This is a genomic window from Streptomyces sp. NPDC050704 (assembly GCF_040654355.1).
In the GTDB taxonomy this organism is placed as follows: Bacteria; Actinomycetota; Actinomycetes; order Streptomycetales; family Streptomycetaceae; genus Streptomyces.
Genome location: NZ_JBFAHW010000020.1, coordinates 20,774 through 40,775, shown reverse-complemented (window position 1 = coordinate 40,775; position 20,002 = coordinate 20,774). Strand labels below are relative to the sequence as shown.

The 20,002-nt window shown below is 71.6% G+C and carries 16 protein-coding genes; 9 read left to right on the top strand and 7 right to left on the bottom strand.

The genetic code is table 11. The features are described 5' to 3' along the window. Window positions 1–6: 6 nt before the first annotated feature. The 6 genes from AB0I18_RS14085 to AB0I18_RS14060 all read right to left on the bottom strand — a co-directional run bounded on the left by AB0I18_RS14085 (window position 7) and on the right by AB0I18_RS14060 (window position 10,047). On the bottom strand, window positions 7–747 hold the full coding sequence (locus tag AB0I18_RS14085; RefSeq protein ID WP_363105705.1) for a class I SAM-dependent methyltransferase: 741 nt from the start codon (window positions 745–747) through the stop codon (window positions 7–9). After that, window positions 744–2,066, bottom strand: coding sequence for a condensation protein (locus tag AB0I18_RS14080; RefSeq protein ID WP_363105704.1), 1,323 nt, complete (start codon window positions 2,064–2,066; stop codon window positions 744–746). The genes AB0I18_RS14085 and AB0I18_RS14080 overlap by 4 nt, the downstream gene beginning before the upstream one ends. Then, the gene (locus AB0I18_RS14075) at window positions 2,063–6,772 is read right to left on the bottom strand and encodes an alpha-(1->3)-arabinofuranosyltransferase family protein (RefSeq protein ID WP_363105772.1); all 4,710 of its coding nucleotides are present in this window, start codon (window positions 6,770–6,772) and stop codon (window positions 2,063–2,065) included. Before AB0I18_RS14075 ends, AB0I18_RS14080 begins: the two co-directional genes overlap by 4 nt. Then, on the bottom strand, window positions 6,769–7,545 hold the full coding sequence (locus AB0I18_RS14070) for a class I SAM-dependent methyltransferase (protein ID WP_363105703.1): 777 nt from the start codon (window positions 7,543–7,545) through the stop codon (window positions 6,769–6,771). The genes AB0I18_RS14075 and AB0I18_RS14070 overlap by 4 nt, the downstream gene beginning before the upstream one ends. Continuing rightward, window positions 7,542–8,696 carry a glycosyltransferase family 4 protein gene (locus AB0I18_RS14065; protein ID WP_363105702.1) on the bottom strand — a complete coding sequence of 385 codons (1,155 nt, stop codon included), beginning with the start codon at window positions 8,694–8,696 and terminating at the stop codon, window positions 7,542–7,544. Before AB0I18_RS14065 ends, AB0I18_RS14070 begins: the two co-directional genes overlap by 4 nt. Window positions 8,697–9,069: 373 nt before the next feature. Further along, the gene (locus AB0I18_RS14060; RefSeq protein ID WP_363105701.1) at window positions 9,070–10,047 is read right to left on the bottom strand and encodes a DUF3068 domain-containing protein; all 978 of its coding nucleotides are present in this window, start codon (window positions 10,045–10,047) and stop codon (window positions 9,070–9,072) included. Between the two features lie 284 nt (window positions 10,048–10,331). Between AB0I18_RS14060 and AB0I18_RS14055 the strand changes: the two genes are divergently transcribed. The 8 genes from AB0I18_RS14055 (at window position 10,332) to AB0I18_RS14020 (ending at window position 18,648) form a co-directional block, all read left to right on the top strand. Next, window positions 10,332–10,484 (top strand): hypothetical protein, encoded by a 153-nt coding sequence (locus tag AB0I18_RS14055; RefSeq protein WP_363105700.1) that lies wholly within the window; start codon window positions 10,332–10,334, stop codon window positions 10,482–10,484. Between the two features lie 2 nt (window positions 10,485–10,486). Then, the gene (locus AB0I18_RS14050; RefSeq protein ID WP_363105699.1) at window positions 10,487–11,728 is read left to right on the top strand and encodes a helix-turn-helix domain-containing protein; all 1,242 of its coding nucleotides are present in this window, start codon (window positions 10,487–10,489) and stop codon (window positions 11,726–11,728) included. 184 nt (window positions 11,729–11,912) lie between these two features. Continuing rightward, window positions 11,913–12,686 carry an IclR family transcriptional regulator gene (locus AB0I18_RS14045; protein ID WP_363105698.1) on the top strand — a complete coding sequence of 258 codons (774 nt, stop codon included), beginning with the start codon at window positions 11,913–11,915 and terminating at the stop codon, window positions 12,684–12,686. Beyond that, a complete protein-coding gene (locus AB0I18_RS14040) occupies window positions 12,683–13,543 on the top strand; it encodes an SMP-30/gluconolactonase/LRE family protein (RefSeq protein ID WP_363105697.1) in 861 nt (286 codons plus the stop codon). The genes AB0I18_RS14045 and AB0I18_RS14040 overlap by 4 nt, the downstream gene beginning before the upstream one ends. 197 nt (window positions 13,544–13,740) lie before the next feature. Beyond that, window positions 13,741–15,252, top strand: coding sequence for an alpha-N-arabinofuranosidase (locus tag AB0I18_RS14035; protein WP_363105696.1), 1,512 nt, complete (start codon window positions 13,741–13,743; stop codon window positions 15,250–15,252). A 164-nt stretch (window positions 15,253–15,416) separates the two neighbouring features. Further along, entirely contained in the window at window positions 15,417–16,781 is a 1,365-nt protein-coding gene (locus AB0I18_RS14030; protein WP_363105695.1) for an extracellular solute-binding protein, read from the top strand. Continuing rightward, window positions 16,778–17,734, top strand: a complete 957-nt coding sequence (locus tag AB0I18_RS14025; protein WP_363105694.1) for a sugar ABC transporter permease — start codon at window positions 16,778–16,780, stop codon at window positions 17,732–17,734. Before AB0I18_RS14030 ends, AB0I18_RS14025 begins: the two co-directional genes overlap by 4 nt. Before the next feature lie 35 nt (window positions 17,735–17,769). Then, entirely contained in the window at window positions 17,770–18,648 is an 879-nt protein-coding gene (locus AB0I18_RS14020) for a carbohydrate ABC transporter permease (RefSeq protein WP_363105771.1), read from the top strand. 10 nt (window positions 18,649–18,658) lie between these two features. Here AB0I18_RS14020 and AB0I18_RS14015 read toward each other — a convergent pair whose 3' ends face one another. Then, window positions 18,659–19,564 (bottom strand): LysR family transcriptional regulator, encoded by a 906-nt coding sequence (locus AB0I18_RS14015; RefSeq protein ID WP_363105693.1) that lies wholly within the window; start codon window positions 19,562–19,564, stop codon window positions 18,659–18,661. Between the two features lie 142 nt (window positions 19,565–19,706). On the opposite strand from AB0I18_RS14015, the gene AB0I18_RS14010 reads away from it, so the two are divergent. Further along, window positions 19,707–19,967 carry a hypothetical protein gene (locus AB0I18_RS14010; protein ID WP_363105692.1) on the top strand — a complete coding sequence of 87 codons (261 nt, stop codon included), beginning with the start codon at window positions 19,707–19,709 and terminating at the stop codon, window positions 19,965–19,967. The last annotated feature ends 35 nt before the right edge of the window (window positions 19,968–20,002 follow it).

The following is a 20,002-nucleotide window of genomic DNA, read 5'->3' as shown; positions in this document are numbered from 1 at the left end:
CATGGCCTACGTCCTTCGCGCGTGCAGCAGCAGGATCGAGGCCGCCGACGGGACGCGGCATGCCAGTCGGTCCAGCGGGCGCATCGGGCGCGGCACGCCGTGGAAGGGCGCGCCCCGCAGCTGGACGACCTCGAAGCCGGACGCGTTCACGAACTCCCGCAGCGCGCGGGCGGTGTAGAGCCGCAGATGGCCCACGACCTCCGTGCCGGGGCGGCCGTGGATCGCCCGCAGGCTCACCTCGGAGAAGACGGGCTGGACGCCCGCCAGGAGCAGGGCCCGGTTGTACCAGGCGGCCAGGTTCGGTGTGGAGAGCATGAGATGACCTCCGGGGCGCAGGATCCGGTGGATCTCGTCCAGCGCCGAGTCCGGGTCCACGAGGTGCTCGACGACCTCGCTGAACAGCACGGCGTCGGCGGAGGCGGACCTGAACGGCAGTCCGCCGTCGGTGAGTTCGCCGCGTACCGCGTACGGGAGGTGGGCGTGGGCGCGCCTGAGGGCGTCCTGGGACCAGTCGACGCCGACGACGCGGTGACCGGCGAGCAGCGGTGCCGCGGTGGCGGCCGCGCTGCCGTCGCCGCAGCCGATGTCGATGACGGTCCGCGGGCCCGCCGAGGCCGGGCCGAGGGCGGCGGCCAGCATGCGGGCCTGGCGGAGGCTCCGGGAGGGCCCGGAGGCGACCGGCACGGCGGGGTTCTCGTAGAAGTCCCGTAGTCCGCGCGGTGGCCGGCGGGGCGGGGCCGTGGTCATGGGGCACTCTCCGTGGCGTGTTCCGTCGCGTGCAGGTAGTGCTCGAAGAGATCGCGGAGGTGGGCGCCGTCACCGTGGCTCAGCAGGGTGCGCGACCAGCGCAGCGCCAGGTGCAGCCGGCCCGCCGTGGCGGCCGTGGTGACCGTCAGCCCGCGCGGCATGCGGGCCGGGGCCGAGAACCACACCGCGTGCGCGCGGCCCGCCTCCTCGCCGAAGTCGAGGGGGTACGGGATACGGCCGATGTTGCTCAGCAGGGTGGTCGACGTCCAGGGCCCGGCGGCCCGCCGCAAGCCCCTGGTGAGCGCGGCCCGCCAGGCCACGGGGACGACCGGAGCCGTCAACAGGGAGGCCCCGTGGCCGAGTTGGGGGCGCGGCTGCGCCTTCAGGGCCCGGGTGCGGTCCGCCGTACGGCGCAGCAGACCTGCCATGTCCGAGGCGTCCAACTCCTCCGGCGCGAAGGGCACTTCGACCAGGCGTGTGCCGTTGCCGATGGGCATGTCCGTGCCGCGGGGGCGGTCGTCCACCGGCATGGTGATGCGCAGCGGCCGGGGGCGGGCGCCGTGCTCCCGGTTCCAGTGGCTGATCATCAGAGCGGTGGCCACCATGAGCTGGTCGTTCACGGTGTACGGGGAGCCCTTGGGCCGGTGCGGGACGCTCAACTCGGTGACGAGCATGCCGTTGCCGGGGGAGGGCTCGGGGCTGCCGTGGGCCACCCGGGCGGGCGGGGCCCAGCCGGAAGGGGTCTCGACGGCCCGGGGAGCCTCGGCCGTCGTGCGGGTCGGGGGCGCCGCCGGGGAGTTGTCCCGGCCGCCGTACAGCTCCGCCGCGGTCGCCAGGACCCGCAGGCAGGCAGGGCCGTCCAGTGCGGTGTGGTTGATGGTGACGAAGAGGACGGTGTCGTCGGCCTCCGGATCGAGGACGACCTCAAGGCGGATCGGCGGCGAGGCCGACAGGGGCGGGCAGTCGCGCAGCGCCCGGTCCCGGGCGTGCTTCAGCGCCTCCCGGTCCGCGGGCGGGAACAGCACGACCTCCACGTCCGGATCGGGGGTCAGCTCCCACTCGTAGCGCCGCCGGTACCAGGGGCCCGCCGCCTCCCGCATCAGGATGCGCGGGTGGCGGCGCAGCGCCTCGGTGAACGCCGTCCTCAGCCGGTCCGGGTCGAGGCGGCCCGGCAGGTGGACCTCGATGTGGACGGTCTCCGGTTCCTCCTCCTGGAGGCAGTGGCGGGCGACCTCGTCCACAACGGGGAACGGGATCCTGTCGGGCGGCCGTACGGGGCCGTCCGTGCCGTCGCGTGCCGGGTGGTCCAGCGTGGTCATGTGGGTTCGCCTTCCCCCGTCTCTTCTGGGCGAGCCGGCCGCGCGTCCTCGGGCTGGGACTCGGGCCGGTTCGCCTTCGTCCCTTCGGCCCGCAGCACACTGGTCTCGTCGGGCGGCGTCGCCTTCGACTTCGGTTTCCGGAAGGGGATCCGCGAGGTGGGCGGGTCGGGCTCCCGCTGCGCGGACCCCGGCCCGCGGGCGGACACGGTCGGCCCGGACTCCGGCCGCGGAGCGAGCGGCCGGGTGCCCTCCTCGGACTCGGGCCGGGCGGCCGGCCCAGCCGTGGCCCCGGAGCCCTCCTGCGAGGCGGGTCCTGAACCCCTCTCCGGAACGGTGCCCGGCTGCTGCGGTGTCGCGGGCGGCGGCAGTATTCCGGGCGGCCCGGACGGCAGCGGTGCTCCGGGTGGCGGCGGCGTCCCGAGCGGCATGGGCGACCCCGACGCACTCTGAACCCCGGGCGGCTCGGGTGCCCCAGGACCGCCGCTCTCGCCCCGCACCCGCTGGGGCAGCGGCGTCGTCGGCGCCTCGGACCCCGGCGGCGGAGGCCGTAGCGCGCCCGTCCCCCAGGCCGCGGGCTCCCGTGCCCCGTACGAGTTCTCTCCCACCGACACCAGGCCCGCGAACAGCCCTATCAGCGCCAGCAGTTGGGCCGTGGGTCCGAACGCCCCCGCACCCTCCGAAGCCGGTTCCCCGGCTCCGGTCGCGGCGGCGATCCCGGCCCCGGCGAGCGCGAGGAACGCGATCGGCACCAGCAGCGCGTGCCGCCGCCAGGCGAGCAGCGCGAGCAGCGGCACCAGCAGCGCGAAGAACCCGGCGATCACGATCCCCACCAGGGTGAGCGCGACCGTGCCCAGGATCAGCCCGGGCGGCGGCGGCACGGGCGTGGGCTCGTCGAGGTTGGGCGAGCGCCGCCGGTAGAGCACGAGCCCCGCGAGCGCGAGGACCGCGACCCCACCGCCGATCAGCCCGGCCTCGTACAGCACGGACGGCTCGTAGGAGAGCTTGACCGTGCCGCCCTCGCCGGCCGGGACGCGCCAGCCCTGCTGCCAGCCGTCGAGCCGCACCGGGTTGAGCTCCCTGCCGTTGAGCGTGGCCTTCCAGCCGTCGTTGAAGTTCTCGTACGTCGTCAGATACGAGGCGGCGCCGGAGCCGACCGTCACCTCGCGGCGGTCGCCGAGCCAGTCACGTATCCCCAGTTCACGATCGACCGCGGTCGGTGTGGTGACCGTGCCGCGGGTCAGCGTCACGTCGGTGACGGCCAGCGGACCCGCGTCACCCGCCTCGACCCGGTGCTCGCCCGCGTCGAGGGACAACCCGGCGTCGGCACGCCCTTCCTGACAGAGCGTCAGCTCGATGGGCCGGCGCTCCACGAGATCCAGTACGGTCCCCCGCGCGCTCGTCTGGTACAGCTCGCCGTCGACGGCGAGGTCCGGGCCCTGGCCGCACGGGAGGCTGAAGGTGCGCCGGGGCGAGGGCTGCGGGGTGCGGTACTGGTCGAGCGCGGGAACGTACGCCTCGGTCAGGCCGACCGGCAGTTGCAGGTCCTCGTCGGCGAGCGGGTTGTGGACGGTCATCGGGGCCGTGTCGGTGATGGTGATGTCGAGCTGGTCCGTGGTGATCGGGTCGAAGCGGATGTTGCCGTTCTCGTCGACACCGGCGATCTCCGCCCCGTCCGGCGAGCTGATGCTGACCTCGGTGGGCCGGGTGGACAGACCGCCGGCCGGGGCCAGGACGACCTCGCCGACGGCCTGTTTGCCGGGCCAGCGCAGGTGGATGGTCGGGTTGTCCCCGGCGATCCACGCGGTGGTCAGGTCACCGTCGGTGAGGTTGCGCGGCGACAGTCCGGTACCGAGCCGGGCCGTCGAGTCGGCGGTCGCGGTGATGCGGTTCTGCTGGTCGGGCGCGACCTCGTACAGCATCCGGTCGAACGCGTCGCCCGGCACCGGGACCGCGCTCGCCTTCACCTCGTACGTGCCCGCCGCCTCCGAACTCCAGCGGCGGTGCAGCCCGGCCTCCGTGCCCGTCGGGGAGAACCCGCCCGGGTCGTTGGCGCGGTGCAGCGAGATGACCTCGGCGGCCGCGTCGGTGCGCTCGGCGTCCGTCGGGAGCCGCAGCATGCGGGTCACCTGGACGTCGGGAATGCTGATCTCGGAGAAGCCCGCACCGGACAGACCGGCGTGCCGGGCCACCGAGTCGACGATGGTGATCTTCAGCCAACTCGTCTCCCCTGCGGGAGCCTTGATGCGCTGCCGGGTGCCGTCGGCCTGGAGGAAGCTCGTCTCGGAGCCGCGCTCCGTCTCCACCCGCACCCGGGTCGGCGCGGACCGCACACTGTCCTGCGGCAGCGGGGTGACCCGGATCGACGACGCGAGGTCCGTCGGCTCCGTGAAGCCGATCCGCAGCCACTGCCCGTCCGCCGAACCCGCCGCGCCCTCGGCCCAGGCGGTGTTCGGATCGCCGTCGAAGGCGTGCACCGGGTCGTACTGCGGCAGGTAGAACAGCCAGTTGCCGCTCGACGACGCGCTCACCGAGCGTGCGCCGCGCAGCTCCGCCACCGTCTGGTGCTGTATCCCCTCCGTCGGCAGGATCTGGTGCGGTTTCTCCCCGGCGTCCTGGAAGCTGTCGGAGTGATTGCGTTCGTTACGGGTGTACGTGTACGAGGTGTTGGCGTTGACCAGGCCGAACCGGGTGTCGGCGCGCCGCATCCCGTCGCCCACCACCTGGACCTCGGGGGCGCCGAGACCGGGATGGTTGTCGCCGGTCAGCACGGCGGCCCGGTCCCGCATCGTCGGGTCGGCGGACATCGGCAGCAGCGCCTCGGGGCCGCCGGACACGACGGCCGTGTCGGCGACCGCCTTCAGACCGGCCTGCCCGGGCCGCGGCACGTCCGTGCTGGCGGGCTCGTAGATCTCCACGGCCCGTTGCCGCGGGTACAGGCCCTCGATCTGCAGCGGGGTGCCCTCGGGGATGCGTCCGCCCGTCATCTGCGGGCCGAAGCCGGTCACCCGCCGGTAGCCGGACTCCTCCAGGGTGCGCTTCACGGTCGCGGTCGGCACATAGCCGAGCTGGTCCGGGTCGAGGTCGTTGCGTACGACGACGTAGTAGAGGCCCGCCCGGCTCAAGTAGTCGGCCAGGCCTGGGACCTGACCGCCCGTCAGCAGGGACTGCTCGACCGCGTCCATCGCCCGCCGGTTGCCCGCGGTGCCGAACGGCACGTAGTCCCGCTGGGCCCAGCGGGACTCGGCGAGCACGTCTAGGGGCTGGTCGATGGGGGAGCCCCAGGTGTAGATGCCGTGCGCGGTGGCGGGCACGACGAGGGCCCGGGAGTCGGGCGAGTACTCCTCCAGCCAGTTCGCCGTGGACTGCCAGTACTTGGGGAGCTCCTGGAACGAACCCGGTTGCAGGATCGACCCGTTGAGATAGGGCCAGGCCAGACCGGGGAGGATGAGGACCGCCGCGATCAGCGGGGCGAGCCGGCGGCCGGGCACGGGACGGGCGCCCCGAGTCTCGGAGGCGACCCCGACCAGGTGCATCAGCCCCAGGACGAGCGCGAGCGCCAACCCCACCTGGAACTTGTAGATGTTGCGGAAGGGCACAAGCCCGCCGTCCAGCCAGTCCTGGACCACCCCGTGGAAGGGCGCGCCGAACGAACCGCCGTACCCGGCCAGCGTGACGAGCGCGACCGACAGCACGGTCAGCACCAGCCAGCGCCGCTCCGGCATGTCCCGCCGGGCCAGGCCCGCGAGACCGAGCCCCGCCGCGAGCGCCGAGGAGACGATGACGACCACCGAGGCCGCCACGCTCCAGCCGGCGGGCAGCCAGGCGTCGCCGAAGTGCAGATACGCGACCCAGTTGCCGGCGCCGCGCAGGGTCTCCGTCGCCGACATGGTGTCCGTGGTGGTCTGCGCGCTCTCCACGTACGGCAGGAAGTTCTCGCCGTAGGCGCCGAGCAGCAGCAGCGGGACCACCCACCAGGCCGTCGCCAGGATCACTCCCGGGACCCACCAGGCGATCAGCTTGCGCTGCCGGGGGCCGCGCGGCCGGGACAGCAGATAGAGCCCGACCGGCAGCAGGGCGGCCAGGGTCGAGGACGCGTTCACGCCGCCCATGAAGGGAATGATCAGCGCCGAGCGCAGGGCGGCGACCCGGGCGCTGTACCGCTCGTTCGTCAGCGGCAGCAGCACCCAGGGCAGGAACGCGCCGGGGAGGGCGGCCGCCGAGGTCGAACCGACGACGATGGTGAACACCGGCCACAGCGCGTACGCCACCGCGCCGAGCAGCCGGGACGAGCCGCTGCCGATGCCAAGACGCTCGGCCAGCCGCAGCGCACCCCAGAAGGCGACCGTCACGATCAGCGAAAGCCACAGCCGCTCGGCCAGCCACACCGGCACCTGGAGCAGGTCGAACAGACCGTAGAACGGCAGCATCGGCCACACGTAGCCGACGTACTGGTCCGCGATGCCGCCGAAGCCGCCCCGGTCGTGCCACAACTGACCCAGGTCGGAGAGGAACTGCCAGGGGTCGAGCACGACACCGAGCTTGGTGTCGAAGGTCGTCCGGCCCGGGTCCACGACCAGGAACAGCACGAACGCCACGGCCCAGAACCCCAGCAGCCATCGCCGCGACCGCGGGCCCTCAGGAGGGCCCGGTGCCGGGACGAGGGGGCGAGTAGTCGCCGGGGGAGGAATCTGGACCGCACTGGTCATGGACACCGCCGGAGGATGAGGAGGAGATTCCAGGTGGCGAACTCACGCAGTCCCGGCGCCTTCGCGACGGTTTCCGCGAGGAACGGCCAGTAGCGTGAGCGCGCCGAGACGACCGTGATGTCGTCGCGGGCGCGCACCTGCCGAAGGGTGGGGCCGATGTGTACGGCGAAGAGGTTCTCGCCGAGGGTGTGCTTGGCGGGTTTCCCCGTACGGCGCGTGTAGCGGGCGCGGGCCCGCTCGGCGCCGAGGTAGTGCCAGGGCGCCCACTCGTGACCGCCCCACGGGGACAGCCAGTTGGTGAACGACACGTAGATCAGACCGCCGGGCTTGGTCACCCGCACCATCTCGCTGAGGAAGGTCTGCGGGTCGGCGACGTGCTCGAGGACGTTGGAGGAGAAGCTGACGTCGGCCACCGCGTCCGCGAGCGGCAGCAGATAGCCGTCCGCGACGACCGCCCCGTCGGGCGGCTCCGCTCCCAGCTCGCGCACGTCCGGCTCGAAGAGATAGCCCTGCGCGCCGCGCCGCCGGAACTCCTCGGTGAAGTAGCCGCCCCCGCCGCCGATGTCCACGACGGTCCGGCCCTTGACCGGACCGTCGTACGCCTCCACCTGGTCGACGGCGTCGCGGGCGAGCAGCGAGTAGCAGGCCTCCGGGTCGTCCTGCTCATGGCGGAACGCGCGGAAGAGGGCGAGGGAGCGGCGCAGCGAGGGGTCCTTGAGGCCGGTGCCTTCTCCCGGGCCTCTGCTTCTACCTCTGCCGGTCGGTGCGGTCATGGCGTCCAGCTCCTCACCGCCTCCGCTGCCACCGCCCTGAACTGGCGGACTGTGCGGTCCCAGCGGTACTGGGCGGCGCGGTCGTTCGCGGCCTTGCCCATCAGGGTGCGGCGGTGGGTGGACAGGGCGAGCGTGCACCAGGCCGCCGCGAACGAGGACTCGCCGCGGGCCAGCAGGCCCGTCTCGCCGTCCACGATCGAGTCGCGCAGGCCGGGCACGTCGAAGGCGATGGCGGGTGTCTCCCGGGCCGCCGCCTCCGTCACCACCAGGCCCCAGCCCTCGACCGCCGAGGGGTGCAGCAGCAGCCAGGCGGCACAGAGCAGCCGGTGTTTCTCGGCTTCGGAGACATGACCCCGGAACTCGACACCGGGGCCCGCGAGCTGTTCCAGACGTGCCCGCTCGGGTCCGTCGCCGACGATCACCAGCCGGCCGCCGGTGACCGGGCGGACCCGCTCCCACAGCCGCAGCAGCAGATCGATCCGCTTGTACTCGACGAGCCGGCCCATCGCCAGGAACAGGGGCTCCGAAGAGCGCTCGGACGGCGGGCCCGGCTCCTCGACGCCGTTGTGCACGACGCGGATGCGCTCGCGCTCGACCCCGATGGCGCGCAGCGCGTGGGCCGTCGAGGGGGAGACGGCGACCAGCAGTCCGCGGCGCTGCGGGGCGCCTGCCAGCGCCCAGTGTTCAAGTCTTCGGCCGAGCCGGGCGGCGGGCGCCAGCGGTCCGCCGAACCGCATCCGCCACAGATCGGTGTGCACGTGGTTGACCAGGCACAGCGTCGGCCCGCGATGCCACAGCGGCGCCAGGTACGGCATGCCGTTGCAGACCTCGACGAGCAGGTCGCAGTCGCCGACCTGGCGCTGGAACGCCGAGCGGGCCCGCAGATAGTGACCGAGGTCACCGCCCGCCGACACGACACGGTAGTCGCGGTACGCCGCCGGGCCCCCGCACAGCAGGGTGACCTGGTGGCCCAGATGGGTCAGGCCCTCGGCGAGTTTGTCGACGAGGAGTTCGGATCCGCCCGCCGCTTCGTTGCCGAAGTCGCGGCGGGCAAGGAAAACGATTCGGCGCGGCTGTGGGGGGAGCGCCGGGTGTCGTTGCGCGGAGCGGGGGAAGGCGGCGCGCAACGACGAAGGCACGTGCTGGGGCATGGGTGCTCCAACTCGTCTCGGGGTGCGGAACCAGCGTGTGTGGGGGTGTGGCATGTGGGGGGTGGGGCACTCGGCACGGTGCGGTGCCGGGTGCCCCGGGGTCTCGCGATGCGGATCGGTCGACGTCGGGCCGGACTCGCGCCGCGGTACCTGAAATTCCCGCGGCGCGAATCCGTATGGATCTGCGGATGGATCTGTACGGACGGTCTGGACGAACGGTCGGTGCGGACGGTCTGTGCGGATGGTGGGTGCCGGCTGTGATGGGGTTGTGGTCGGGCTGTGTTCGGGTGGGGGTGGATAGTTTTCGCCCGCTGGATCGTCGCGGCTACTCACGGAAGTGATAATTTCCGGGCTTTATCCACCTGACGTCTCATCACATTGTGAGCGGCTGCTGGGAATTCTCGGACGATTCGGGACGCGGGCGTCCGCGCGCGACCAAAACGACACCCGTGACGGCGAGGACGAATCCGAGCACACCCGCACCGATCGGTACCGTCCGTCCCACCGCGCGCAGCTGCCCGCTGTCGGTCTTGGCCTGGTCCACTGCGGTCTTCTGGGTGTCTGTGGTGAAGGCCACCTTCTTGGTGTCCAGGAGCACCGCGGCGTCCTTCTCGCCGCCCGGGGCGCGCAGCGTGCGGCGCGGGCCGGTCTGCGCGTAGAGCACCCGGCCGGTGGCCTGGTCGACGACGAGCTCTACGCCGTGGTTGGCGTACCACTCCTCGGCGAGCACGTCGCCGCGCTCGGGCTCGCCGATGATCCCGCCCGGCACCAGCCGGGTCCCGGTCTTGGCGGCGGGGACGGTTCCGGTGAAGCGGTAGCCCTCGTAACCCTGGATCTTCTTCACACCGCGATAACGCAGAGTGACGGTGTTCCCGAGGGTGTTGTCCCACCAGCGGTACGAGCGTTTCTGCACGTCGAAGGGGAACTTGAGGTAGGCCTCGCCCTCGATGTACGGCTTCTCCTCGCAGCAGTGCACCGGCCGGTTGGTCTTACGGTCGGTGACATACCGGTGCGGTGTGAAGTCGAGGGCGTCGTGCGGGTCGGCCGCGGGCAGCGACTTGTCCGTGTCGACCGTGGTCGTCACGTCCCAGACCGCGTTCCCGCTGCGCTCGCTGTCGGAGACGTCGCCGCGCACCCGCTGGGTGATGGTGATCGGCGTGTCGGGCACGGTCTCGACCTTGTCGACGTCGAAGACGCTGCCCGTGCCCTGGTAGATCGCGGTCGTGTCGATGTCGATCGGGTTCACGGCGGCACGTGGTTCCACGTACCAGGCGAGCATCGGAGCCAGGACGAGCAGAAACGTGCCGAGGCCCAGCAGGATCAGTGAGAGAGGTGACGCTTTCCGGCGCATCCGGGCACTCCAGGAGGCTCGTGGTGAGGGCGCACGTGCGGTATGGGCCGGGAACCGTAGGCGCACCCTTGACTAAGTGTCAATGCGTTGTCGAAACTGGAGGCCGCCGGACGGGGTGGGACCGGTGGTGACGGGGATGTACTGTGCCCCGCAGGGGATGTGCCGTGCCCCGCAAGGGGCGCGGGGAACTGCGCGATCAGCCACAAATCGGCCCGCAGATTCCGTACGGCGCTCCCAGCGGAGCGTTTCGGTGGGGACGACCTCGACAGAGAGGCTGACCCGCTATGCCCAGACTGCTTGCCGCCCTGCTGACCGTCACGGCCGCCGCCGTGCTCGCCGTGGGCGCCGCCCTCGGTATCGTCGCGCTCCTGGAGGCGACGCCCGACCAGCCGAACACGCCGCTCGTCACGTATGAGACGGCCGGCCGGGAGCGCTGACCATGGCCCTTCGCCGGGGACCACTCATCGTCCGTTCGGCGTGGCACGAGGTGCCGCGCCTCCAGGTGCGGCAGTTCGCCGCCCTCGCCATGGCCGAGGCGCCCGCGCTCGCCGAGGAGATCCTCCAGGAGATCCGCCACGAGTATCCCCATCTGCCCGTCATCCTCGACGACTCCGGCGAGCCGATGGCGCTGATCGGGATCAGGCGGGCCATCGAGGTGTTCGTCCAGCACCTGGAGACCGCCGAGGGCCGCCCGCGCGTGCACCCCGAGGTCTTCCAGGAGTTCGGCCGCGGCGAGGGCCTGCACGGCCGCAGCCTCGACTCGCTCCAGGCGATGTACCGGCTCGGGGTGCGGCTCGCCTGGCGCCGCTTCGCCGAGATCGGGCAGCGCGTGGAGATCCCGCCGCCCGCGATGTACGAGCTGGTCGACGCCGGGTACGAGTACCTGGACGGACTGGTCGACCAGTCCGTACGCGGTTATGCCGAGGCCGCCGCCCGGCAGGCCGGGGAGCGGCTGCGCCTGCAGCGCCGGCTGATGGAACTGCTGCTCGCCGAGCACCACCGCGGCGATCCCGCCGAGGCCCTCGCCGAACGGGCCGCCCGGATCGGCTGGCCGCTGCCGGACAAGGTCGCGGTGGGCGTCCTGCTGCGGCCCGCCCGGGAGGCCGTGGCCCCCGCGGTGAGCCAGGGAGTGCTGCTGGACATGGAGTACGAGCAGCCCCGGATGGTCGTCCCCGAACCGGCCGCCGCCGGGCGCCCGGAACTGCTGCACCGGGCGCTGACGGGATGGGCGGGCGCGATCGGCCCGCCGGTGCCGCTGGCCGACGCGGCGAAGTCGCTGCGCTGGGCCGAGGCGGCGGTACGGCTGATGGAGCGCGGGCTGCTGCCGTCGGGCGGGGTGCTGTACTGCACGGAGCACACCGAGGCACTGGTCCTGCTCCAGCCCGAGGAGCTCATCGACGACCTCGCCCTGCGCTGTCTGGAGCCGCTCGCGCACTGCGGACCGACCCACGGCCGCCGGCTCGCCGAGACGCTGCTGGCCTGGCTGGAGACCCGCGGCGGCGCTCCCGAGGTGGCCGCCCGCCTCGGCGTCCACCCCCAGACCGTGCGCTACCGCCTGAGGCAGATCCGCGAACTGTGGGGCGACGAGATCGACGACCCGGACCGCCGCTTCGAGCTGGAACTGGTCCTGCGCGCCCAGCGGCTGCGCGGGGATCTCGGCGACCCCAGAACCCGCCGCTGAGGCCGGCCGGGCCGGTCACCGAGAGTCCGTAACCCGTCACGGGGACCTGTTACCGGTACCTTTCCCGACAAGCCCCCGAGACGCAGCCGTTACGTGACCATTGCCCGGGCAAACTCACATGAGTAGCCTGTGTTCGTCATGCCGATCATCTGTTGAAATATCGAACACAGAGAGGGGGCCAGTTGTGGGACGCCTCGTACCTGCCGTGACTCGGGCTCTCGACATACTCGAGCTCTTCCTCGACGGGGACGGCACGCTCTCCGCCCCCGACATCGTGCGCCGGCTCCAGCTGCCGCGCACCACCGTGCACGAACTGGTGACGACACTCGCCGCGCGCTCGTACATCGCGCCCGTGCCCGGTCAGCCGGGACGCTACCGGCTGGGCGTGCGGCCGTACCAGCTCGGCAGCCGGTACGCCGAGCAGCTCGACCTCGCCGCCGAGGGCCAGCAGGTCGCCCGGTCCGTCGCGGAGACCTGCGACGAGACCGTCCACGTGGCGATCCTGGAGGGCACCGACGTCATCTACATCGCGAAGGTCGACTCCACGCACGCCGTGCGCATGGTGTCCGCCGCGGGCCGCCGGCTCCCCGCCCACTGCACCTCCGTGGGCAAGATGCTGCTCGCCTCGCTCTCCGAGCCCGAGCTGACCTCACGGATTCCGGTCGACGCGGACCTGGTCAGGATGACGCCCAACAGCATCACCGACCCGGCCGCCCTGCGCGAGGCTCTCGTCGAGATCCGCGCCCGGGGCGTCGCGGTGGAGCGCCGCGAGTCGAACCCCGACGTCAGCTGCGTGGCCGCGCCGGTGCGCGACCGAACGGGCCAGGTCGTCGCCGCGCTCTCCATCTCCGTACCGATGATCCGGTGGAGCGACGAGCGCCGGGTCGAGCTGGAGCAGCTCGCCGCGAAGGGCGCCGCCCAACTGTCCGAGCGGCTCGGCCACCGGAGCGTGGCATGACCGGGACGACGCACGCGTACGAGGTGGCCGTGCGGGCGGAGGCGGCCCTCGGCGAGGGACCCACCTGGGACGCCGACGCCCAGCGGCTGATCTGGATCGACATCCTCGGGTCCCGGGTCCACACGTACGACCCGGTCTCCGGCCGCCGCACGGTCATGGTCACCGAACAGCACGTGGGCGCCGCGAAGCCGCGCGCGGGCGGCGGCCTGGTCGTCAACCTGCGGGACGGCGTGGGGCTCTACGGGCCCGGAGGCGAGGACTTCCGCTGGCTGCACCACGATCCGGTGCCGGGGCGCCGCGCCAACGACGCGGCGGTCGCGCCCGACGGCTCCCTGTGGGCGGGCACGATGCGCTACGACGAGGCGACGGGCGGCGGCACGCTCTCCCGCTTCGCCCCCGACGGCACCGTGGACGTCGTCCTCGACGACGTCACCGTCAGCAACGGCACGGGCTGGAGCCCCGACGGACGGCTGATGTACTACATCGACACACCGACCCGGCGGATCGACGTCTTCGACTTCGACGGCGAACAGGCCACCAACAGGCGGAAGTTGGCAGACATCGAGGAGGGCGCGGGCTTCCCCGACGGCCTGACGGTGGACGCCGACGGCTGTGTGTGGGTAGCCCTCTGGGACGGCGGCGCGGTCCGCCGCTACACGCCGTCCGGCGACCTGGACCGGGTCGTGGAACTCCCCGTACTCCGCCCGACGGCCTGCACGTTCGGCGGCCGGGACCTGGCGGACCTGTACATCACGACGGCACGTACGGGTCTTGACGCCCCGCACCCGCTCTCGGGCTCGGTGCTGGTGGTCCCCGGCGCGGGGAAGGGGCTCGCGCAGCCGGCGTTCGCCGGTTAGCGGCTCCAGTAGCGGTTCCTGAGCCGGTCGGCAGCTCCTCGGAGGTCCCCTCGGTAGCTCCTCGGAAGTCCCTGTCCGACCCCGGGCGGGGACTTCCGATGTACGCGAACCATTGACGAGTAAGCGCTTTCTGTCTACGGTCCAGCCGCCAGCCTCACCCAAGCCATCCGCGACTCACCGCGCCCGAAAGGTGAACCATGAGCACCGCCCGCTTCACCCTCGACCCCGCCTTCACCGTCGGCGAGGTCAACCCCCGTCTCTTCGGCTCCTTCGTCGAGCACCTCGGCCGCTGCGTCTACACCGGAATCTTCGAGCCCGGCCACCCCGCGGCCGACGAAGCGGGCCTGCGTACGGACGTGCTGGAGCTGGTACGCGAACTCGGCGTCACCGCCGTCCGCTACCCCGGCGGCAACTTCGTCTCCGGCTACAAGTGGGAGGACTCGGTCGGCCCGGCCGAGGAGCGGCCCCGGCGGCTCGACCTCGCCTGGCGGTCGACGGAGACCAACCGCTTCGGCCTCTCCGAGTACATCGCCTTCCTGAAGAAGATCGGCCCGCAGGCCGAGCCGATGATGGCGGTCAACCTCGGGACCAGGGGAGTGGCCGAGGCCCTGGAACTCCAGGAGTACGCCAACCACCCCTCCGGGACGGCCCTTTCGGACCGGCGGGCCGCCCACGGCGACAAGGACCCGTTCGGCATCAAGCTGTGGTGCCTCGGCAACGAGATGGACGGCCCCTGGCAGACCGGCCACAAGACCGCCGAGGAGTACGGCCGCGTCGCCGCCGAGACGGCGCGCGCCATGCGCCAGATAGACCCCTCCGTCGAACTGGTCGCCTGCGGCTCCTCCAGCCAGTCCATGCCGACCTTCGCCGAGTGGGAGGGGACGGTCCTGGCGGAGACGTACGACCTCGTCGACTACATCTCGCTGCACGCCTACTACTGGCCGACCGACGGCGACCTCGACTCCTTCCTCGCCTCCGCCGTCGACATGGAGTCGTTCATCGAGAACGTCGTCGCGACCTGCGACCACGTGGGCGCGAAGCTCAAGTCCAAGAAGAAGATCAACCTCTCCTTCGACGAGTGGAACGTCTGGTACCTGGACGAGTGGGAGCAGTCCGCCAAGTCCGACCCGCTGGACTGGCCGGAGGCCCCGCGGCTCCTGGAGGACAACTACTCCGTCATGGACGCGGTCGTCTTCGGCTCGCTCCTCATCGCCCTGCTGCGGCACGCGGACCGGGTGACCGTCGCCTGTCTCGCCCAGCTCGTCAACGTCATCGCGCCGATCATGACCGAGCCCGGCGGCCCGGCCTGGCGGCAGACGACGTTCTTCCCGTTCGCACAGGCCTCGCGGTACGGGCGCGGCCAGGTCCTCGACGTACGCGTCGACTCGCCCACGTACGAGACGAAGAAGTACGGCGAGACGGACCTGCTGCACGCCACCGCCGTGCGCGCCGAGGACGGCTCGGTCACCGTCTTCGCGGTCAACCGGAGCCGGACGCAGGCGCTGCCGCTTGAGGTGGCGCTCGGCTCGCTCGGCCTGACGACGGTCGTCGAGCACAGTGCGCTGGCCGACGCGGACCCCGAGGCCCGCAACACCCTCGACGACCCGGAGCGGGTCGCACCCCACGAGGTCACGGGCACGACCCTCCAGGACGGCACGCTCAGCGCCACGCTGGAGCCGCTGTCCTGGAACGTGATCAGGCTGGGCTGACTGGGCTGAGGTGTCGGCGGGGAAAGCTTTCGCGAACCGGGAGGCGTGCGCGAACCGGAAGGCTTGTGGCTTGTGTGAACCGTTGACGCGCAGGCGCTTCGAATCTACGGTCCGTCCGAAGTTGCGAGCAAGGTTCGGCATTTCGGACAACTGAAGGACGGGCCGTGAACGATGAGCGAGTCGAACGACATGAACCACGCCTGACCAGAAGGAAGTTGATCGCCGCCACCGGGGCCGCCGCCGGAGCCGTGGCCCTGGGAGCCGCGGGCTGCGCCGCGCCCTCCTTCGGGGCCGAGGGCAGGACCCGGATGCGGTACTGGCACCTCTTCGGCGGCGGCGACGGCGCCAACATGACCGCGCTGGTCGATGCGTTCGCCGAGGAGCACCCCGGGATCGAGCTGGAAGCCACTCAGCTCCAGTGGGGCACTCCGTACTACACGAAGTTAGGCATGGCCGGGGCCGGCGGGCGGGCGCCCGAGGTCGCGGTCCTCCATCTGGCCAGGCTCGCGGGCTTCGGCCCCGGCCGGCTGCTCGACCCCTTCGACCTGGACCGGCTGGGCGAACTGGGCGTCGGGACCGACCAGTTCCCCGAGGAGATCCTCAAGCGCGGTGCGGTGGACGGGAAGCAGTACGCGATCCCGCTCGACACCCACCCCATGGTGCTCTACTACAACACCGACGTCTGCGAGAAGGCCGGGCTGCTCGGCGACGACGGGAAGCTCCGACCCATCGGCAGCGCACGGGAGTTCACGGACGCACTGCGTGCCGCGAAGAAGGTCACGGGCGTGCCCGCGGTGACCTCCGAGACGACCGGCCCCGACTGCACCACGCCCTGGCGCCTCTTCGCCACCTTCTACTCCCAGCTGGGCGGCACGGTCCTGTCGGCGGACGGCAGGCGGCTCACGCTCGACGACGCCAAGGCCCTGGAAGTGCTCGACTTCATGGCCGGGCTCACGACGGACGGACTGATGGTGCGCCGCGTCGACTACCCGGGCTCCATCGGCGTGTTCAACGCGGGCAAGACGGCCTTCCACCTCAACGGCGAGTGGGAGGTGTCCACCTTCACCGCCGCGAAACTGCCGTTCTCCATGACCCGCGTGCCCGCGCTCTTCGGACGCCCCACGGCCCAGGCCGACTGCCACTCCTTCGTGCTCCCGCACCAGGAGGACCGCTCGGACGCGGCGACCGAGGCGGCCCACGCCTTCGTCGCCTGGATGCTTCAGCACTCCCTGGACTGGGCCAAGGGCGGCCACGTACCCGCGTATCTGCCGACCCTCGACGACCCGGCCTATCTGGAGCTGGAGCCGCAGTCCGAGTACCGGTCCGTCATCGACGACGTGGTCCTCGACCAGCCCGCCTGGTTCGCGGGCTCGGCCTCGCAGATGTGGATCCAGCTCGGGGCGGTCTTCTCGGGCGTCCTCACCGGATCGCGTTCACCGTCGGACGCCCTGCGCGAGGCGAAGAAACGGCTGCGGAAACTGCTCGACACCCCCGATCCCCTGGGCAGCGCCGGAGGTGGTGCCGCGTGACCACGACGCCCACGCCTACGCCCACCGTCCCGGGCCCGGTCTCGGCGGAGCAACCGGCGGCGAGGCCCGTCACCGTCCGCCGCAAGTGGACCGAGCACGGCCTTGTGTTCATCGCCCCGTTCTTCCTCACCTACGCGCTCTTCCTCCTCTGGCCGCTGGTCTCCGGCATCGGCATGAGCCTGCGCAACGACAACATCACCGCTGAGGGAGGGGAGTTCGTCGGCTTCGACAACTACGTCGAGGCCCTCCAGGACCCCAACGTCTGGTCGTCCCTCTGGAACACGCTCTGGTTCACGATCCTGTCCACGGTGCCGCTGGTCCTGACGGGCCTGGTCATGGCCCTGCTCTCGCACCATCTGCGCTTCGTCCAATGGCTGTGGCGGCTCTCCTGGTTCGCGCCGTTCCTGCTGCCGTCCGGCGTGATCGGACTGCTCTTCCTCTGGGTGATCTACCCGTCCGACTTCGGCTTCGCGGACCAACTGCTCGCCCGGTTCGGCCTGCACCCGGGGATCGGCTGGCTGACGGACGAGCGGTACGCGATGCTCTCGATCGTCCTCGCCACGGTGTGGTGGACGGTCGGCTTCAACTTCCTGCTCTACCTGGCGGCGTTGCAGTCCATCCCCCAACACCTGTACGAGGCGGCGGAGTTGGACGGAGCGGGTGCCTGGCACAGGCTGCGACACGTGACGCTCCCCCTGCTCAAACGCACCACCGGAGTCGTCCTGGTCCTCCAGATCCTGGCCTCCCTCAAGATCTTCGACCAGGTGTACATCATGACCGGCGGCGGTCCCGACGACTCGACCCGCCCGATCCTCCAGTACGTCTACCAGTCCGGGTTCACCGGCTACCGGATCGGCTACGCCTCGGCGGTCTCGTACCTCTTCTTCGCACTGATCGTGATCGTGTCGCTGGTGCAGCTGCGGCTGTCGCGTCGGAACGGGGAGCCGTCATGAGCGCAATGACCGACAGGAAACTCCGCACGGGCGCCATGGCCGACAGGAGAGTCCGCAGGAGCGGCGCCCCGACCGACGATGGCCGCAGGGCGCGCTGGACGCCGGGCCGCTTCGCGATACTGGCCGCGGCCGTGCTGCTGGCCGTCGTCTGGGTGCTCCCGCTCGCCTGGGCCCTGGCGACCTCCTTCAAGCCGGAAGGAGAGGCGACGAAGACACCACTCCACTGGCTGGGCTCGCAGTTCACCTTCGACGCCTACCGGAAGGTGTGGGAGGCCGGGGACATCGGCCGCTGGATGTTCAACACGGCCTATATCTCGGTGATGACGACGGTCCTGACGGTCCTGCTCTGCGCGATGGCTGCGTACGGCTTCTCGCGCACCGAGTTCCGCGGCCGCAAGGTGCTGTACGCCCTGGTCCTCGGCGGAATCATGGTCCCGCCCCAGGTCCTGATGGCGCCGCTGTTCGCGGAGATGGTCCAACTCGGCCTCGTCGACACGTACTGGGGCGTCATCCTCCCCCAAGTGGCCGTCCCCGCCATGGTGTTCATCCTGGTCAAGTTCTTCGACGGCGTCCCCCGCGAACTGGAGGAGGCCGCCTTCGTCGACGGCGCCGGCCGCTGGCGCGTCTTCTGGACGATCGTGATGCCGCTGTCCCGCCCGGTCCTCGCGGCGGTCGGCATCTTCACCTTCATCTCGACCTGGAACAACTTCCTCTGGCCGTTCCTGGTGACGACCGACCCCAACGGCATGACCCTCCCCGTCGGCCTGGTCAACGTCCAGACGTCCTACGGGCTCCGGTACGAGCAGATGATGGCGTCGGTCGTCATCGCGGGCCTGCCGCTCCTGATCGTGTTCGTGCTGTTCCAGCGGCAGATCGTGAAGGGGGTGGCGCATACGGGGCTGGCGGGCAGCTGAGCCGGCGGGCTCACGCCACCGCCGTAGGTGCGAGTTCCCGCAGTTCCCGTAGCGCGGCCGCGATCGCCGGGCGTTCGTGGCCGCCTGCGCGCGTGCAGGTGAGGAGCTTGCGGTGCGGGTTGCCGGCGCAGCGTACGCGGGTGATCGGCAGGTGCGGGGTCAGGTGGGCCAGGCGGGGGATCAGGGCGACGCCGAGTCCGTTCGCGACCAGGTGGGCGGTGACGTTCCAGTCCAGCGCGTGGTGGACGACGTCCGGCGTGAACCCGGCGGCGCCACACGCCGAGAGGACGTGCGGACGGCAGGGGCTCTCCGGCACCGGGGCGATCCAGTCGTCGCGGGCGGCGTCCGCGAGGTCGACCCGCTCCCGCGCCGCCAGCCGGTGCCCGTTGGGGACGACCAGGTCGAACGGGTCGTCCAGGAGCGGCTCCTGGTCGAAGCGGGCGTCGCTGAGGGGCGGGTTGTTCGGGGTCGCCTCGACGATCGCGAGATCGATCTCGCCCTCGAAGAGCCGGTCGAAGCTGTCCGGGACCCCCAGCTCCTGAATCCTGACGGTGAGCCGCGGATGGCGCTCGCGCAGATGGGCCGCCATCGGGGCGAGCAGCACCGAGATGGCCACCGGGAAACCGCTCACCCGCAGCGGCCCGGCGGGCTCGCCGTGGTCGGCCCGCAGGTCGAGTTCGGCCCGCTCCCAGCGGGCCTGGATCGCGTCGGCGTGCGCGAGCAGACTCTCCGCCGCCGGAGTGAGGCGTACCCCGCGCCCCTGCGGTTCCAGCAGGTCGACCCCCAGGTCACGGGCGAGCTGGCGGATTTGCTGGGAGGCCGCGGACGGCGTGAAGTGCAGGGCGTTGGCGGCGGCGGTGACCGTGCCGTAGTGGTCGACCGCCCGCAGGACATGAAGCCGGCGCAGGTCAATCATGAAGTCCACGCTTCAAGGTGAGCTCCAGAAAGTCAACCTGGACGTACACGATGGCGCCGATAGACCCTGGTCATGTCGCGACGGTAATCCAAGCCAAACCAAGCCACCTGCAAACCAAGCCATCTGTACGAGGAGTTGCAAGATGACCAGCACAACCCACAGCAGGCTCGGCCGCGACGCGTGCCCGCACTGCGGCTGGCCGGACCGGGCCGAGCCCTTCCAGGTGGTGTCCCGGCACACCACCTCGGCCGGCCACACCGTGTGGACACGCTGCGGGTGCGGCTCGGTTCAGGTACGTGTCGTGGACGCCACCGGCATGCGCGTCGTCTCGCGCAGCCGCCCCGCCGACCGGGGCATGGACCGGCACCGCCCGAGCACGGACCCGACCCGGTGCCGGACGTGACGGACCCGGTGCGCGTGGACCGCGGTTGAGGAAGG

Coding starts and splice junctions, on each gene's coding strand:
- AB0I18_RS14040 (WP_363105697.1), top strand. CDS start 12,683: ATGACCGGGACGACGCACGCGTACGAGGTGGCCGTGCGGGCGGAGGCG.
- AB0I18_RS14065 (WP_363105702.1), bottom strand. CDS start 8,696: ATGCCCCAGCACGTGCCTTCGTCGTTGCGCGCCGCCTTCCCCCGCTCC.
- AB0I18_RS14070 (WP_363105703.1), bottom strand. CDS start 7,545: ATGACCGCACCGACCGGCAGAGGTAGAAGCAGAGGCCCGGGAGAAGGC.
- AB0I18_RS14050 (WP_363105699.1), top strand. CDS start 10,487: ATGGCCCTTCGCCGGGGACCACTCATCGTCCGTTCGGCGTGGCACGAG.
- AB0I18_RS14075 (WP_363105772.1), bottom strand. CDS start 6,772: ATGACCAGTGCGGTCCAGATTCCTCCCCCGGCGACTACTCGCCCCCTC.
- AB0I18_RS14035 (WP_363105696.1), top strand. CDS start 13,741: ATGAGCACCGCCCGCTTCACCCTCGACCCCGCCTTCACCGTCGGCGAG.
- AB0I18_RS14020 (WP_363105771.1), top strand. CDS start 17,770: ATGGCCGACAGGAGAGTCCGCAGGAGCGGCGCCCCGACCGACGATGGC.
- AB0I18_RS14085 (WP_363105705.1), bottom strand. CDS start 747: ATGACCACGGCCCCGCCCCGCCGGCCACCGCGCGGACTACGGGACTTC.
- AB0I18_RS14010 (WP_363105692.1), top strand. CDS start 19,707: ATGACCAGCACAACCCACAGCAGGCTCGGCCGCGACGCGTGCCCGCAC.
- AB0I18_RS14055 (WP_363105700.1), top strand. CDS start 10,332: ATGCCCAGACTGCTTGCCGCCCTGCTGACCGTCACGGCCGCCGCCGTG.
- AB0I18_RS14015 (WP_363105693.1), bottom strand. CDS start 19,564: ATGATTGACCTGCGCCGGCTTCATGTCCTGCGGGCGGTCGACCACTAC.
- AB0I18_RS14060 (WP_363105701.1), bottom strand. CDS start 10,047: ATGCGCCGGAAAGCGTCACCTCTCTCACTGATCCTGCTGGGCCTCGGC.
- AB0I18_RS14080 (WP_363105704.1), bottom strand. CDS start 2,066: ATGACCACGCTGGACCACCCGGCACGCGACGGCACGGACGGCCCCGTA.